Origin of the sequence: Acinetobacter sp. UBA1297 (assembly GCF_002307755.1) — a bacterium.
Lineage (GTDB): Bacteria > Pseudomonadota > Gammaproteobacteria > Pseudomonadales > Moraxellaceae > Acinetobacter > Acinetobacter radioresistens.
In genome coordinates this window covers 154354-170965 of sequence record NZ_DBUF01000013.1, presented here as the reverse complement: position 1 = coordinate 170965, position 16612 = coordinate 154354, and the positions used below count along the sequence as shown (strand labels likewise).

General features: G+C 33.5%; 17 protein-coding genes. 9 read left to right on the top strand and 8 right to left on the bottom strand.

Going from position 1 to position 16612, the window contains the following annotated elements:
* The 5 genes from B3R63_RS06250 to B3R63_RS06230 all read left to right on the top strand — a co-directional run.
* Positions 1 to 486: SDR family oxidoreductase (locus tag B3R63_RS06250; RefSeq protein WP_286729175.1), on the top strand; the 486-nt coding region annotated here is incomplete at its 5' end.
* Positions 479 to 1681, top strand: a complete 1203-nt coding sequence (locus tag B3R63_RS06245) for an alpha/beta hydrolase family protein (RefSeq protein WP_286729173.1) — start codon at positions 479 to 481, stop codon at positions 1679 to 1681. The genes B3R63_RS06250 and B3R63_RS06245, both read left to right, overlap by 8 nt.
* Before the next feature lie 405 nt (positions 1682 to 2086).
* Positions 2087 to 2314, top strand: a complete 228-nt coding sequence (locus B3R63_RS06240; protein ID WP_034669998.1) for a hypothetical protein — start codon at positions 2087 to 2089, stop codon at positions 2312 to 2314.
* 262 nt (positions 2315 to 2576) lie between these two features.
* Positions 2577 to 3146, top strand: coding sequence for a hypothetical protein (locus B3R63_RS06235; protein WP_349677292.1), 570 nt, complete (start codon positions 2577 to 2579; stop codon positions 3144 to 3146).
* A gap of 988 nt (positions 3147 to 4134) precedes the next feature.
* Complete coding sequence (locus B3R63_RS06230; protein ID WP_286729170.1) at positions 4135 to 4578, top strand: BLUF domain-containing protein; 444 nt, start codon at positions 4135 to 4137, stop codon at positions 4576 to 4578.
* A gap of 649 nt (positions 4579 to 5227) precedes the next feature.
* Here the strand turns inward: B3R63_RS06230 and B3R63_RS06225 are convergent.
* Together B3R63_RS06225 and B3R63_RS06220 are read right to left on the bottom strand one after the other, a co-directional pair.
* Entirely contained in the window at positions 5228 to 5668 is a 441-nt protein-coding gene (locus B3R63_RS06225) for a BLUF domain-containing protein (RefSeq protein ID WP_005014499.1), read from the bottom strand.
* Between the two features lie 391 nt (positions 5669 to 6059).
* Positions 6060 to 7634 carry a sensor domain-containing diguanylate cyclase gene (locus tag B3R63_RS06220; protein WP_111281023.1) on the bottom strand — a complete coding sequence of 525 codons (1575 nt, stop codon included), beginning with the start codon at positions 7632 to 7634 and terminating at the stop codon, positions 6060 to 6062.
* A gap of 299 nt (positions 7635 to 7933) precedes the next feature.
* Between B3R63_RS06220 and B3R63_RS06215 the strand changes: the two genes are divergently transcribed.
* The 3 genes from B3R63_RS06215 (at position 7934) to B3R63_RS06205 (ending at position 10146) form a co-directional block, all read left to right on the top strand.
* Entirely contained in the window at positions 7934 to 8062 is a 129-nt protein-coding gene (locus B3R63_RS06215; RefSeq protein ID WP_005014493.1) for a hypothetical protein, read from the top strand.
* Positions 8063 to 8799: 737 nt separating this feature from the next.
* Positions 8800 to 9108 carry an I78 family peptidase inhibitor gene (locus B3R63_RS06210; RefSeq protein ID WP_005025747.1) on the top strand — a complete coding sequence of 103 codons (309 nt, stop codon included), beginning with the start codon at positions 8800 to 8802 and terminating at the stop codon, positions 9106 to 9108.
* Between the two features lie 801 nt (positions 9109 to 9909).
* Positions 9910 to 10146: a hypothetical protein gene (locus B3R63_RS06205; protein ID WP_005014486.1), complete on the top strand. Its 237-nt coding sequence runs from the start codon at positions 9910 to 9912 to the stop codon at positions 10144 to 10146.
* A 330-nt stretch (positions 10147 to 10476) separates the two neighbouring features.
* Here the strand turns inward: B3R63_RS06205 and B3R63_RS06200 are convergent, their stop codons facing one another.
* The gene (locus tag B3R63_RS06200; RefSeq protein WP_286729165.1) at positions 10477 to 11967 is read right to left on the bottom strand and encodes an amidase; all 1491 of its coding nucleotides are present in this window, start codon (positions 11965 to 11967) and stop codon (positions 10477 to 10479) included.
* Between the two features lie 236 nt (positions 11968 to 12203).
* On the opposite strand from B3R63_RS06200, the gene B3R63_RS06195 reads away from it, so the two are divergent.
* On the top strand, positions 12204 to 12692 hold the full coding sequence (locus B3R63_RS06195) for a hypothetical protein (RefSeq protein WP_262475546.1): 489 nt from the start codon (positions 12204 to 12206) through the stop codon (positions 12690 to 12692).
* Between the two features lie 98 nt (positions 12693 to 12790).
* Here the strand turns inward: B3R63_RS06195 and accC are convergent, their stop codons facing one another.
* The 5 genes from accC to B3R63_RS06170 all read right to left on the bottom strand — a co-directional run bounded on the left by accC (position 12791) and on the right by B3R63_RS06170 (position 16605).
* Complete coding sequence (gene accC / locus B3R63_RS06190) at positions 12791 to 14164, bottom strand: acetyl-CoA carboxylase biotin carboxylase subunit (protein WP_005025758.1); 1374 nt, start codon at positions 14162 to 14164, stop codon at positions 12791 to 12793.
* Positions 14165 to 14179: 15 nt separating this feature from the next.
* Complete coding sequence (gene accB / locus B3R63_RS06185; RefSeq protein ID WP_005014474.1) at positions 14180 to 14599, bottom strand: acetyl-CoA carboxylase biotin carboxyl carrier protein; 420 nt, start codon at positions 14597 to 14599, stop codon at positions 14180 to 14182.
* Positions 14600 to 14615: 16 nt separating this feature from the next.
* The gene (gene aroQ / locus B3R63_RS06180) at positions 14616 to 15074 is read right to left on the bottom strand and encodes a type II 3-dehydroquinate dehydratase (protein WP_075039898.1); all 459 of its coding nucleotides are present in this window, start codon (positions 15072 to 15074) and stop codon (positions 14616 to 14618) included.
* Between the two features lie 915 nt (positions 15075 to 15989).
* A complete protein-coding gene (locus tag B3R63_RS06175; protein WP_005025762.1) occupies positions 15990 to 16304 on the bottom strand; it encodes a TusE/DsrC/DsvC family sulfur relay protein in 315 nt (104 codons plus the stop codon).
* Between the two features lie 16 nt (positions 16305 to 16320).
* Positions 16321 to 16605, bottom strand: a complete 285-nt coding sequence (locus B3R63_RS06170) for a hypothetical protein (protein ID WP_075039896.1) — start codon at positions 16603 to 16605, stop codon at positions 16321 to 16323.
* Positions 16606 to 16612: the final 7 nt, after the last annotated feature.

The window sequence follows — 16612 nt, the reverse complement described above, 5'->3', positions numbered from 1 at the left end:
GGCGGAGGCGGAGGCGGTCATGAAGCGCCTGATCAGATTAGTGTAGATGATTTTGTCCGTGACTTTCAGCTGAACGTATTCGCCGCCTGGCGTCTCTGTCAACTTGTGGTTCCGCATATGAATATAGCAGGCTACGGTTCAATAGTTAATATTACTTCTATGAGTTCTGTTAATAAGAGTCCTGCTATGAGCGGCTATGCTGCTTCTAAGGCTGCGTTAAATCATATGGGTGCTAATTTAGCACATGACTTTGGGCCTATAGTACGCATTAATGCTGTAGGACCAGGGGCTATTCGTACAGCTGCACTGGCAAAAGTTCTCACTCCTGAAATTGAAAAACGCATGCTGGCTCATACCCCATTGCAGCGTTTAGGTGAACCGGAAGATATTGCTAAAGCAGTCTTATTCTTTGCTGCTCCTATCTCTTCATGGATCAGTGGTCAAACCTTATTTGTAAATGGCGGCGGAGTACAAACCCTTGATTAAATTATCTCATCCTTTAAAATTTCTAATCGCAGCCCTTACCTTTAGCTGTACAACTTTAGCTGTTAGCCAAACTAACACTACTGTAGCTTCTAAAAATTATCATATTTCCAGTACTAAACCTGGCACAATTTTATCCGCTCAGGCACAGCAGCCGGGAGTGGGCTATGCACATGCAGGACAACGGTTTCTGATTAATTATCGTAGTCGGGGAGTATATGGGGAGCCCATTGTTGCCTCAGGCTTTATTATTCTCCCTAAAGGCAAAGCACCAAGACAGGGCTGGCCAGTACTTGCCTGGGCACATGGTACTACAGGGGTTGCAGACACATGTGCACCTTCAGAGGATTATGCAGGCGGGCCAGTCCATAGTTATCAACAAGTCGCTGATGCTGCCTTAGATACTTGGTTAGCACGCGGTTATGCGATAGTTGCACCTGATTATCAAGGTTTAGGCACTCCAGGCGGGCATCCTTATATGAATGCTACTAGCCAATTACATACAGTAGTTGATGCAGTGCGTGCACTACATGTTTTAATGCCAGGCCAGATTAACAAGCAATGGTTAGTAATGGGTCATAGTCAGGGAGGAGCAGCTGCATTAGCGGTAGCTGCATATGGACAAAAAGATGCGCCTGAGCTTAATCTGAAGGCGGCACTGGCTCTTGCACCAGGCGGATATCAGTATGAGGGTATTGCTGAGTATGCCCAAACTCATCCTAAACCTGACACCAACGTTGCTGCTTTTTTTCCAATAGTTCTACTCGGCGCTCAAGCTGCTGACCCTGCTATAAATCCTGATAATCTGGTAAGTCCAGAAATGCAGCTTTTACTTGATCAAGGACGTAAACGCTGTCTGAGTGAAATGCAAACAGAGCTAAAGCAGTCGCCAGATCGTATATTTAAGCCAGAAGCCAATTTAAAACCATTGCTTGATTACCTTAAATTGCAGTCTATTGAGCGTATGACTCCTACTGTACCTCTCATGCTTGTACAAGGCACGAATGATCAGCTGGTAGATCCACGCGGAACCTATGCTTATTATCAGCAAGTTTGTAAAGCTCATAAACCAGTTGTATACCATTCTATTAATGGAGGTGACCACCGAGATGCAGTACGTCAAAGTCCAAATTTTTCAGCAGAGTTTTTAAAGACTCTCAATAATGGAAAAATACCAACTTCTTGTTCGACAAAATAATAGTTAACTTAATAAAAAATTATTTCGAGAGAGATAGTTTGAACTAGTATAATTGTATTAATGATGAGACACTGAAATTAAGTTTATTTCAGTGTCTTTATAATAATTGGGAATTAAAAATATATTCTAATAGAATATTTTATTAAATTAAGAGGATTCAAATTCCCGAGTTTGAGTATGGAATCTCTAACCTATAAAAATAATTTTAAGTAATTTATGTAAATAAAAGAATTTATAGATGCAATAAATATAATGAATATAAGGCCTTATTTTTAAGGAATATAATTTCAAATTACATTTATATTATTTGATACACTCTTGAAATATATATTTAAAAGAAAGGTGTATGTTAATAGAACTAGATAGAAATCTAGCCACTCTATTAAGATTATGAGGAATTTTAAAATGTCAAATCAACAAAATCAGCAAAATGATCAACAACATCAACAAGGCCAACAGAATCAGCAAAGTGGTCAACAAGGTCAGCAGAGCAGTCAACAAGGCCAGCAGAATCAGCAAAATGATCAACAACGCCAGCAGGGTCAGCAGAGCAATCAGAATGACCAGCAGAATCAGCAAAATGATCAGCAGCGTCAACAGAATGATCAAAATCAGAATGATCAGCATATGTAATAGTAAATATTAGCAAGCTGAACCTTAGCCTGTTAAAAAAGCCCTCTCTTAAAGTCTGGGCTTTTTTATTTTAATATAAAAAATTATTTAATTATAATTACGAAAACAATCTTAACTTAAACTTCTTAATGTTTTAGCTTGAAATAATTAAAACTTTAGTTTTATAAAAACAAATATATTAACTAATGTTACGTTTTTACATCTTTTTTAAAAATACTAGGATTTAAGATAATTAAAAATTTTTATTGAAAAGATGATTATAATGAAAAAGAAGTTAATAGAGAGTAGCAGGAAATCTTATAAATTATGGTTTAACTCTATGTCTGATGAGGAAAGAGAAGAATTAAGTGCAATAGGTATACAGTGCAGAGCCGATGCTCAGTTTTTTAAACAGGAAATTTTAGATATTCATAGCCACTTAAATAATCTCAAGTTAAAAGAGAATAGACTATTATTTAATAAATTTATTAATAGATTTCTTGCACTTATTCCAAAAAATATCCATTCTTATATTGATAGGGAATCTTTAGAAGCAGACTCTGATTATCGGGCTTGGCTAATTAGTCGTCAAATGTTTGTATTTAACTATCTTATTGCAAAAAGTAATTTCGATTTAAGTAAAGGTGAGAACTATAGTCATATTTTATGGTCTCCTGTGATTGATAGTACTACTCCTCAACAATGTTATGACTTCAATAATAAAATTTTTAAAATTACTGATATAGAGTTTCAAAGATCAGCTACAGAACACTGGAGTAAACCACAAAAAGGCTGTAAATGTAGTTTGATATCTATAAATAATCGTCAAGCTGAAAAATATATAAGTTTATAGATTACAAGATAGGCTAATAAAATTTGCAGATGGTCCTGATATATTTTATAGACTCTAACTAAAAGTATATTATTATTTAGTTCTCGTAAAATATAAAAATAGAGTAAGAATAAAATAATTATCTTTACTTAGGTATTGCATTATCCATATGGAGCACCTCATATCTCTAAACTCTCAACATTAGCAAGTAACTTTAAGTACTTCTGTACCAGAGGCATTCGAAGAAATGATTTCGTTATTATTTTAGTAAAATACCAGATTAGATATATAAATTTTAAGTCATCTTCTTAGTCTGTTTCAGAAAACGCGGTAATTCAAATAGAGGGTGTTTTTAATTAAGCCTGTTAAGGCTTATATAAGAAAATTTTATATGGGACTTCGAATATCTTTAGAAGAAATAGTTCATTAAAACCATAAAGTCTTTAGCGAATCAAAGATAAAAAGCGACTCAATTACTCAATATTTGTTCATACATAGTAGCAAATATTTCTTATGATACATTTTTTAGATTATCATCAGGCTTCATTAAAAAGGTTAACTGTTGAAAGTAAAAATAGTTTTTTGTTAATTTGGTTCTATAGTTCTTCAAATAGTATGCAATGACATTGCTGTTGTAGAGAGTCAATGAGTATTATTCTTTACGGTTTAACTTTGCATAAAGCTTGCAAGATCCTTAGCGTATTGATTCATATTACGACTTTCCCAAAGTCGGGAAGAATGATCATGACAGTCATAGCTAAGTGTAAAAAAACTATGGGTTGCCGGATAAGCCGTTCCGCTTTTAAATGCATCATGAAAAAATGACCAACGATATAACAGGCCAATAGGTATGTCTTCATCTTAATCTTCATAAGAAAGATAAGTAGCATCACTGATGTTAATAGAGTTGTGGTTCATCATTTGTTCATACAGGAAAAAGATAATTTATATAAGGTCGGTTTTTAAAGTTTTTTATGTGGGTTTTTATATGTCTGGTTTGGAGGTGAACGTGAGTGATGTAAGATTGTTGTATGTAAGCAAGTTAAAAGACTGTGCTAATCCTATGAATGAATTATTCAACATTCTTACAGAAGCATTAGATTTTAATAATCCTAATCAAATTTATGGAGCCCTTTACTACGGTAATAATTATTTTGTTCAGTGTCTTGAAGGAGACAAAGAAAAAGTAGAACATTTATTTTATAATAAAATTTTAAGAGACATACGTCATGAACAATGTGAAATTATGTCTTTTGAGAATATAAACGAACGTTTATTTTCAAATTGGCATATGAAATATGCAATTTTCCATAAGGATATATTAAGCTTTTTTTGTGAACATCACCTTGATGAGTTTAATCCGTATTTACTTAATACTGGAATTATACCTAATTTTATAGATCTTCTAGCTAAACAGCCAGATAGCTACTATAGCCTAAAGCAAAACTGCTAGCAGCAAATAGACTATATAGCTTTAGAAGTTATATAGTCTAATAACTCGTATTAAAAAATAAGCTATAAAATATTTATAATTAGAAGATTATATTAAATATATTTATGTCGATAAAAATAATATTAAAACTTACAATATGCTTACCAGATTTTGAATAAGATAATGTTATAAATAAATTCTTCTAATGATATAAGGTTCTAAAGTTTTTGATAAAGCATCAAGAAAATTTCTGTCCAGATTTATATGATTACCTTTATAGTCAGACTTTAAAGGCGTACAAACCTGTAAAGTCGAAAGAACGAAATAAGATTTTATTCTTAGCTAAAGTCATAGAAGTTTTTTCAAACCTAGAAGCGATAGAATATGATTTAGAAATTGGAGCTATTAGTATAACATTAGAAATTAATCTTAAGTTCTATACCTTTTGGAGTGTAGAGATGCCGAGGATTGAAAATAAAACACAATTTGTAAAATACCTTAGCTCTCAACTGGAAAATATTTTTTTAAAAACTTAAATAATGAGTTTTTATATTTAATTATATAGCATCACTATTCCCTGTTAAATTAACAAACATTAACATAAAAATTTATTTTAGATCAACTGATTATTAAACTAAATGAATTTATAAAAATTAATTTTTTGAGGTTACTATTTTAACCTTAGAGTACTAATACCGTCTTTTTGTTTAGCCAGTAAATTAATAAAAGGAGAGATAGTATGGTTCGTTAATAAATAAGGATTAAAAGCTTCTAGATGGTGATCTTTAAAAAAGTGCATGACTTCCTTGTTAAAAGCTGCATATTTCATATGCCAATTTGCAAATAGGCGACTTTTGATCGGTTCAAGATAAATAACTTCACATTGCTCATGTCGAGGATCTCTAATGATTTTTTTATAAAAAAGATGCTCAAGCTTATCTCTTTCGCCTTCAAGACATTGTACGAAGTATCCATTTCCAAAATATAATGCTCCATAAATCTCATGGGGACTATTATATGTTATAGCTTCTGTAAGAATATCCATTAAATCTTTAACGGCATTTTTATTTTTTTTAAGCTTACTTACGTATAGCAGCCTCACCAGATTCATATATATTTGCTCAAAGTAATGATTTTAGTTCCTTGGTTTATTTTATAGAATTTTTAATAAAAAAATAGTTATTTCAATAAGTTACATAAAATCCAAAAATCGGTTTTTAAAAATTAAATTTATAAAAAACAAAGGTTTAATTTTTAGATTAGGTTTTAAATAACCTGTTTTTTTGTATGAGAAATGTGATAACCCTATGATATTTTTAATTTTATACAATGATTTTTATCTTATAGTTTTAAGAGGGTGGTACAATATATTTAAATAAAAACACAATCTTAGTCTCTTATATTGATATAAGGTCAGCATTTTAATTTAAATATTATATAATTTTATTAAATGAAATAATTAAATACTTATTATACAGATTATTTCTGTCGTTTTATTATAACTAGCTATATTTAATCTGATTACGGCCATTATTCTTTGCATAGTAAAGATTATTATCAGCAATCTTTAAAACTTGTGCAAATTCTTCTGCACTGTCTGGCCAAGATGCGATACCTATAGAAATGGTAATTCTACCTACATTATTAATTTCAAATGCTTCTACAATACGTCGAAATCTCTCTGCACTTTCATAAATTTCCTGCTTATTATTATTTGGAATAACCACAATAAACTCTTCACCTCCGTAACGACAGCACAGATCTTCTTTACGAAAATTTTCCTGTATAAGTTTCGCTAGAATTTTTAATACCTCATCTCCTATATCATGGCCATAAGTATCATTAACGCGTTTGAAACGGTCTATATCTATAAGTAGTATAGAAAAATGTATATCAGAATCTATCATTTCTTTAACAAAAATTTCCATGCCTCTACGGTTAAAGAGTTGAGTAAGGGGGTCAGAATTAATATGAAAGTTCATTTCATCAATTTTACTGCTAAATTTTTCAATACTAGAAAGTAATGAAAATTTGAATTTTTGTACTTCGTAATACCATGGCTTGATTTTCTTAATTTTTGTTTTAGTCTCAGGTTGATTCAAAGCACTTGCCATCTTGGCAAGCTCATGGAGAGGTGAGGCTATAAAAGCAGATGCTCTCCAGACAATATAGAAAATTAATAGATAAAATATAAAGATCACACCACTTAATCTAAAAATAATTGATTTGGTTTCATCAATTAAATCGGCCAATGGTTCTTGTGAAACAACGATCCATCCGGTTGTAGGTATGTAGGCAAAACCAGCTACATATTTTGTTCCTATATCATTGATTAATTCAGTTTTCCCACTTTTTCTATACTCTATAGAGGCCATACTACTATTCTGGGCTACGAGACCCCCGATTTTTTTCCTATTCGGATCAAATACAATTTTTCCATTTCTATCAATGATATAGATATTGTTATTTTTATAGTTATATTCCAGTGGCAGTAATTCATTAATCATGTTAGTTTCTTTTAAATGAATTAAAGTGCCTACATACCCCTTATAGATATGTTTATTATCAAAGATTGGCTGTGAGATAAAGATTACCAAATTATTTCTGACTGAATAATAGGGCGGTGAGATATAAGCATGCTTACTTCGTAAAGATCCCTGAACTCCCAGTGAGGTAGACACTTGTCTTTGATCAAGATTAAGCTGCTTTAATGTGTATTCAGTAACCGATCCTTGGCTATTACCTATAATTAAAGTGTCAAAGTGATGAGAAAGATTTTTAAGTCGCTCAACTTCATGTTCTTTAAATGTACGCTGATCAAAGCCCTGACCTATTATATCTGCGCTGTATTTCAGTTCGTTTAAAGTAACTTGAAGTTTCCTGTCAGTATTCGAAGCAATTTTAGAAGCATATTCATAGTTGAGAAAAAGTGATTTCTTGACTAATTCTTTCTTAAAAAGGATATAACTTGCTACTAAGGAGATAACAAATAAAAATGAGACTGCTAAAGCAGTTAAAATTAGAATTAATTTTCTTAAATTAAGTTTAAAAATTTTTCTTTGGTAAGTATTTGGCATGCCAGAAAGTTAGCCAGCTATTAATTCTATTAAATATACACTACGATATGAGTATCCACGTAGTAATTTGTTTTTGTAAATTCTATCACAAGAGTAAAAAAATTATATAAATAGATAATTAAAATGAATCATTTTTTACTTAAATATATATGTAGTTTATAGGAGAAAAGATAAATTTTATATATTTTCAAAGACAAATTTTTATACGTATTTATAACATTTTTACTATATAAGTAGAAAGAATTAGTAATTTATATCTTCTATAATAACGAACTAGGTAGTAAAAAGTTAGGAAAAATATGAAAAATTTAACTATAACTGGTGTTATTTTAGCTGTAACTCTTAGTCTAACTGCTTGTGCGAACAAGAAAGAAGAAAGTGATAAAAACCAACCTGAGTCTCCTCATACATTAGAGCAGGATTCATAAAAATTTATTTATGAAGTTAAGTAAATTATCAAAATATCTATTTTAGTTAATGGTAGCTCATTTATTAAATATTAGAGTTTATTTAAAAAATAGACTACTTAATTTATATGTAGGCTCTTGTTAGATGAATTTATTTTTCATGATTTTGGGTCTAATTTTATTATGTGTTCTGTATGTTTTAATAAATATAGAGCTTTTTAGAAAGAAGAGCAAAAATGAATCCTATAACAATAGATATCCAAAAGATAATAATTCTGCGTCAGATAATAATTCAACCTAATACGAATAACAAAATATTTAATATATTAACCTCTAAGCTTTAAAAGTAAGTTATACGTCGACAACAGAGTAATTATTATGCTTTATGTAGTCTCTGGTTTAATTATATTACTCTTAATTTTTATAGGCTATAAAAAATTTAAGTATCGAAGAAACAAAAGTTTACGCTACTGCGGACCAATTAAAAACTCATTTCATGAAATTACTTGTAGTCATCATTATATAAGCACCCTAGAGCAGGATTCCTCATCAAAGCATATAGAATATACAGGGAATAATGGTTCATTTAGTGGAGGTGGAGCTACTGGCTCTTGGGATAATACTAATAACGATACATCTTCAAGCTCTGATGGTAGTAGCTCGAATGACTAGTTAACTCTACAAATGAACTATATATGTTTATTGATTATAAGAATACTTTTTTGTTAGGGTTGTTTTTTTGAAGAAGGGTAGTAGAGATGATGAAAAAAATTACTTATTTAGCTTTAACGCTGGTAGCTACAGGATTAACTGCTTGTGCAAACTCTCCAGAAAATGGAGTATCCAATAATACTAATATGGGTCAGGCTCAGTGTCTTCCGGCAGAAGCTAAAAAACTGGTTGGACATACTGGTTTAAGTGATGAGCAAATTAAACAGAAAACTGGTTCTAAAATTGTTCGCACTCTCACTCCTAATCAGCCAGCTACGATGGACTATCGTATTGAGCGCATTACAGTAATTATAGATCCTGTAACTAACCAGATTAAAGATGCTTCATGTGGTTAAAGAGTTTAAATCATAACTACAATATAGTTACATCTTGTGGGTAGTATGTTTTTTGATTAAAAAAGAGTCTACTACAGAGATGAAGATTTATTAAGTTTACTCTATGAATATGCAAAAAAAAGCTTGTCATTTGGCAAGCTTTTTTTATATACATCCTTTTACATGAGGTACAGAAAGTAAGAGAAAAGGGGTTGGAAGGCTACATATTAGAATGATAGTTTTATATTCAGTCAGTTAAATAATTTGAGGTGAGCAATGAAATTGTTGACTTTATTTGGTATGAGTATGGCAGCTAGCTATTACTATAAAAATTTAAAACATAATAAGCTAAATTTTTCACAAGCTAATTTTGATGAAACTATTAAACAGTTTATATTAAGAGATTTTAATAGTTAAAGTAAATAATAAAACTCATATGTGAATACAATTTAAAAAGCTCATTGAAAGATGAGCTTTTTAATTATCTATAATATATTAAAATATTAATATAATAATGCTAAAAAAGACATCTAAATTTCTAGCTTATTATTCATTTTTTAATACAAGAGACCTGGGACCTGTTTCTTAGTTAAAAATAGTTTAATATCCATTGAGCAAATAAAGTCACTTTTAGTTTTTTCAATCCAGACATTAGGCTGCATAAAGTTAAATCAAGATATATTAAAAACCATAAAATTTTTAATTAATTCTAGTTAAAACAATGAACTTTCAATATATATTTGAATCTAATAAAGAGTAAATTCATCTTTTAGTCATAAAAATAGAAGAAAATTGAGTCTTAACTTTTTGAGTAGCTCAATTATGCCAAATATCAATGTTAAAAATCTAGACAATATGCTTGCTAGAATTAAGGAAGAAAATCAGTCGCCAGAAAAAATATTGATTGGTTATAAGGCTTATGGGGAATTAATGAATGATAGAGCCTTTTTTGAAGAGGTAGCAGGCTCTGCTATAGACCCTAATAAAAGAAGATATAAAAAGATTAAAATTAAAGTTACTCAAGATGAGTATCAGATTGAAGTAAAGTGTAAGAACTAAAGCGACTTATTTGGGATAACTTCACACCCAGGCAGCAAGCAAAGTCGGGATCAGGCATTAGATAGTACTTATATGGGGATGAGGTATAGCATCAGACAATGCACTGGAAGGCTATTACTGGCAGATCTTGGAGGGGTAGACTGTTTTTATGATTACAAGCGCGTCAAGGTCAAGCGAATATTAATCTTTGTATAGAATTCGACAAATCATTCTGAAAAAATATTAGAGTCTTAATTTATAATTTTATATATAAACTGCGCTTATATATAAAATCGCTGAGGTTTCATACCAACTGGAATGAAGCCTGTGTGATAACAGGCTTTTATAGAGCTAGACCTTAATTTCTTGATACTTGCTTATCCATGGTTGAGCCTGTTCTAACTGAGCAGCCAATTGGAAGAGGAGGTCTTCACGCGCAAACGGTGCAATAAATTGCGAACCTAGTGGGAGATTTTCCTTGTTCCAATATAGTGGAACTGACATTGCTGGAAGTCCAGTAATATTTGCCAGCTGGGTAAAGGGTACCCATTTCAGATTTTCACAAATAATTTGTTCGACCAGTTTTCCGCGTACAAGATAATGTGCTTTACCTAATTTAATTAACATTTTCAGGATCGGTTTTTGCCAGCTTGGTGTGGTAACCTCTCCATTTCTAGGGGCTACTGAAGCAGTAGCTGGTATTAAATAAAGATCATACTGATCAAAAAAATAATTCATTTGTCTGACATAATCGCCCCAGTTATTGAGATTATGAATATACTCATTAGCACTAGTTTGTGCTCCAAAAGCAGCCAAGGCTAGAGAATCCAGTTCAAAATCCTGATCTTTAGCATGAGTCTGCTGCTTGATCTGTGCCAACATATAAGAGAACTGGCTAAACCATGTCGTAATAAAATCTTTGGCTAAGGCCATACCATCGATTGCGGGCTGGTCTTCTATAACAATATGCCCTAAAGACTCTAAAATTTTAGCAGTATGCTGAATTGCATTAACAGCATCTTTAGAAACTGGTGTACCAATAGGTGAAACAGTAGAAAAAGCTATTTTTAATTGCTTGGGTGGCTGCTGAATAACTTCACTATAAGGCTGTAAAGGAGCCTCAATTTTAAAGAGCGAGCTAGATTCAAATCCTTGTGTTGCATCAAGCATAGCTGCACTATCTCGTACTGTTCGTGTCAGAACATGCTGCATAGCTGCGCCGTGCATGGCCTCACTCATACCAGGGCCCCATGGCGTACGACCACGACTAGGCTTAAGTCCGAACAAACCACAATAGGATGCAGGAATCCGGATAGAACCTCCACCATCTCCTGCACCTGCTACCGGTACAATACCTGCTGCTACAGCTGAGGCAGAACCACCAGAAGAACCGCCACTGTTGTGTTTTAAATGCCATGGGTTAGCACAGCTTCCCCATGCATCTGGTTCAGTAATTCCTTTGATACCAAATTCAGGTGTATTGGTGCGACCTAATGTAATGATACCTGCATTCTCCCAGCGATTTACAATCTCCGCATTAAACTCGGGAATGTAGGGGAGCTTTTTTAATGCCTGACAGCCATAACTGGTCGGTATGCCTTTGTATTCTTGAAACAGGTCTTTTACTAAAAAAGGCACACCAGCAAATGGACCATTTAAATCCAGTTTTACCCGCTTTTGAGCATACTCATACATAGGAATAATAATTGCATTGAGCTCAGGGTTTGCAATTTCTACGCGTTGTATAGCAAGTTCTAAAAGTTCGGAAGCCTGTACCTGTTTATTCTTAACAAGATGAGCTAGTCCCAGGCCATCATATTGCATATATTCTTGAATTTTCATTATTTAAGTATTTCCTATGTGCTTTTATATCTTTGATCTTTTATTTCTAGGATGTACGCATATATTATGATACGGAGCAATTTAGCTTAGCTGATTTTTATAATATTGCCTACTTGTAAAACCCCTCCGCAATAAATCAAGAGTGAAGATAAATATTGTTTTATAACGTTATTCAAACAAGTTTTTTTACAAATTTATGCTAATTTAAATTTTATGGGGACAAGGTTAAAAAATTCATGAAAAAACTATATCTTACAGCTCTTATTACACTTTGTTCAGGTTGGGTATGGGCAGAACAGCAACCAGTACCAACATCTTCTGCGCAAACTGAAGCCCAGTCAGAAAAATTATCTGCTAATACGATCCGTATTTTTACTCGTCCTGAAATTATGGGTCTATGGGGCATGGAAATTCCTAACAATAAAAAATGTGTAGAATATTATAATTTTCGAAATGACAATGAAGTAATGATTAAAAGTGGTCAAGAGTGGTCGTACGCACTTTATGATTATCAACCTTCAGATGACTTAAAAGACAAGTTGCCTGCGTTAATCATGCAGGTAAGATACGATAATAATCAGACGGATTGCTCTGGTCGACGAGAAGACCAGACGGGTGAGATTTCTCAGTACTTTGTCCAATGGAAAAATACTCATACGATCAATTTTTGTGCTACAGAAAAAGGGCAGGAGTGTTTTGCTACATTAAAGCGAATTTTGCCTTAAACTTCTTTGTACTATTTAACTTTAGTTTTCATAAACCATAAAAAATCAGGTAATAAAAAGCCTCTTGAATCAAAAGGCTTTTTTATCATGATACATCACTAGCTGGCTTTGGTGGCCTCTTGCTGACCTTCAAGCTGTTTAAGTAAATGCTTTTCCAGATAGTGAATATCCATAGCTTGGCTACAGAAATTCTTATCTTGTAAAATAAGATCTTTATGCAATGGAATATTGGTTTTAATTCCAGAAAGAATCATTTCATCTAGTGCCTGTTTCATCCGGGCAATTGCAGTTTCACGATCTTTACCGTGTGAAATCAGCTTGGCAATCATAGAGTCATAATAAGGTGGAATACTGTAGCCTGGATATATGTGTGAATCTAAGCGGATACCTGCGCCACCTGGAGCATAAAATTGCTCGATTTTACCTGGTGACGGCATAAAGGTTGAAGGATCTTCTGCATTGATTCGACATTCGATTGCATGGCCGCGTACTTTAATATCTTCCTGTTGAAGATCAAGCCCGATACCTGCTGCAATACGCAACTGCTGTTCAATAATATCTACACCCGTTACCATTTCAGTCACCGGATGTTCAACCTGAACTCGCGTATTCATTTCAATAAAGAAGAACTCACCATCTTCAAATAAAAACTCGAATGTTCCTGCGCCACGGTATTGCATTAATTTGCAAGCATTCACACATGCTTCAAGAATATCTGCACGTGCCTGTTCTGGCAGAAATGGTGCAGGTGCTTCTTCTAGAACTTTCTGATGACGGCGCTGTAAAGAGCAGTCACGGTCATAAAGATGAATGGCATGACCATTGCCATCACCCAAAATCTGAACTTCTACATGACGAGGTTTTTGCAGAAAACGCTCCATATAAACCGTGTCATCACCAAACCACATTTCAGCATCACGCTGGGCAGCTTGGACAGATTCAAGCAGAGTGTCTACACGCTCGACAATACGCATACCACGGCCACCACCGCCTGAGGCAGCTTTAACAATCAGCGGAAAACCGATTTCTTTTGCTTCAGCAAGAGCATTATTGGTCGTTACAGCATGAGCTGAACCAGGTACGGTCGGTACACCAGATTTTTTCATCGCCATGATTGCTGAAACTTTATTACCCATCAGGCGAATATGTTCAGGACGTGGACCAATAAAAATGAATCCTGAACTTTCTACGATTTCTGCAAATTCAGCATTTTCAGATAAAAAACCATAACCCGGATGAATTGCATCTGCACCGGTAATCTCTGCTGCTGTAATAATAGCCGGAATATTTAGATAGCTTTCACTGCTGGTACCAGGCCCTATACATACTGCTTCATCACAAAAGCGTAGATGCATCAGATCCTTGTCGGCATCGGAATAAATACCAACGGTTTTAATTCCTAAAGTTTTACAAGCCCGGGTGATGCGCAAGGCAATCTCACCTCGGTTTGCAATTAAAACTTTCTGCAACATATGAATCCCCGGGTATTAAGCGCGATAGCGGAATAATGGTTGACCAAACTGGATGACTTCACCATTTTTGACCAGTATTTCTTCAATTACACCGCTTTGAGTGGCTTCAATCGGATTCATGATTTTCATTGCTTCAATAATACCTAACGTATCACCGGCAGAAACAGTCTGGCCAATTTTAACAAATGGCGCTTCACCTGGGCTTGGTGCGGCATAGAACACGCCGACCATTGGAGACGTTTCTACTGCACCACGTGGTGCTTTAGCTGCAGGGGCTGATGCAGCAGGAGTTGGCATCGCAGGAGTAGCCGCCGCTGCAACGACCGGCATACGGCGTGTCAGGGCGATAGACTGATCGCCTTCTTTGACTTCAATCGCCTGCAGGTCGGATTCAATCATCAAGTCGATGAGTTTCTTGATTTTGCGGATATCCATGGATGAGTCTTCCTAATTATGATTGGTGAGAAGAGGGTTTAATTTTTTCGATCGCATAGTCCAGAGCAAAATGATAGCCTTTTGCTCCTAAACCACAGATCACACCGACTGCTTTGTCGGATAAATAAGAATGATGACGAAAAGTTTCGCGGGCATGCACATTAGAAAGATGGACTTCAATATAAGGAAGCGCAACCCCAAGCAGGGCATCGCGTAAAGCTACTGAAGTGTGCGTCAGTGCAGCAGGATTGATAATAATAAACTGTGTACCATCATCTTGAGCTTGATGAATCCGGTCAACAATTGCACCTTCCCAATTGCTTTGAAAAGTATTCAGAGAAAATTCTGCTTTTTGAGCATGTGAAATCAGACTTTGATTGATATCCTGAAGGCTAAGACGACCATATACTTCCGGTTCACGTTTACCTAGCAAATTTAAATTCGGTCCATGAATAACCAAAATGGTTGAACTCATCCAGCCTGCTCCAATATCAAAAATATATGCATTCTTTACAAGATGTCAGCAAAGTTTGCGTATTATGGCATATTATTCTGCAAATTCTTTATAATTTGTATTAATTGAAACAGAAGATCAATGCCAAAATTGAGCTATATATTGAAAACTTTGCAGGGAATTGGCAATGTTAAAAAATGACAAATTTAGAATTTTTTTAAATTTTAACAGATCTCATGAACTGGCTAGATGTATTAAAATTTTCAGTAATGAGTTAAAAGTTTACTTATTTACTCTTATAAAATATTTTTATTTACAAATTTTATCATTAAGTTTTCTGTAAATATTTTTTTATAGATTTAAAAATTATTACATAAATTTTTAAAAATAATTAAATGTTTGATTTATACGGAAATTCGAGGATTCTATTTTTTAATTTAATATCTTAACTGAATGATAAATAAAAAATTTATTTTTAATAATATATGATTAAACTATTGAAATTAAATAAATATTTTTAAAAAGAAGAGGATTTTAACGAGAGTCCTATTAAAGAAGGTTTGCATACATAAAGTTGGGTTTTTCTTCATTTACTCATGAATCTACTTAAAAATTTTTAATTGAAAAATTTACTAAAGGTGAATTTATAGTTATTAAGTAGCCAATAGATCTAAAGGAAATAAATAGGAGATTTACTTAATCTAAATAAATTTTCAGTAAAAATATATAGTATAAATATTATACAGCAAGTTGACCTTTTTGTTCATACTAGCTGGAACTTGATCTCATCCCAGTCTGAGTATTCAGCAAGTCATATTGGCAAAATCTTAATTACCAGTAAGTTTCCTGTTTATATCTTGAGCAAAAAGAAGAGGAAACAAGAAGTTATTCTATTTTAATTGGCTTCATCTTGCTCATTTCCTATTTAAAATACTCTTAAAGGCAGTTAGCAGGTTTAGGAATACCAGCAAGACGGCTCAAGTGCCGAGCAACTAGGCCGGTATTAAATTTTTCCTGTAAAAGGGCATTATCAATTAATGGATCATCCAGAGTCTTGATCAGATACTTAATGAGCGGGCGGGTGGCAGGAGAATGCCCATACTGATGGTAAAACTGACGTACGGCTTGTAAGACTCTGAAGTGCCAAGGAGTTAATTCAAGCTCCAGTGATTTTGCCAGTTGCTGAGCAACCTCTTCATTCCACAACGTATAATCGACCAGATGGCCGTCCTGATCCAGTTTAAGATTCATAAAAATAGCCTAAGTATTATTTCAAGCGAATACAACGATTGAATTGCAAAATAATATCTGCAAATTTTAAATAATCAATTAGATCAATAAAATCAGGGAGTTTTTCTATTAAAAGTTCTGTATCAGTTCTTAATATATAAAGGGAGGCACACTCTTTTAACCACTCGACAGAAAAATACAGCACTGCTTCACCCATAAGGACTATGGTATCTTCAGGACTATAAATTTTCTGTAATTTGCTTAATGCCTGAGGAGTGGAAGAGTAATCTGACTGTACAAGAAAAAGGGTTTTATCTGTCATATATATT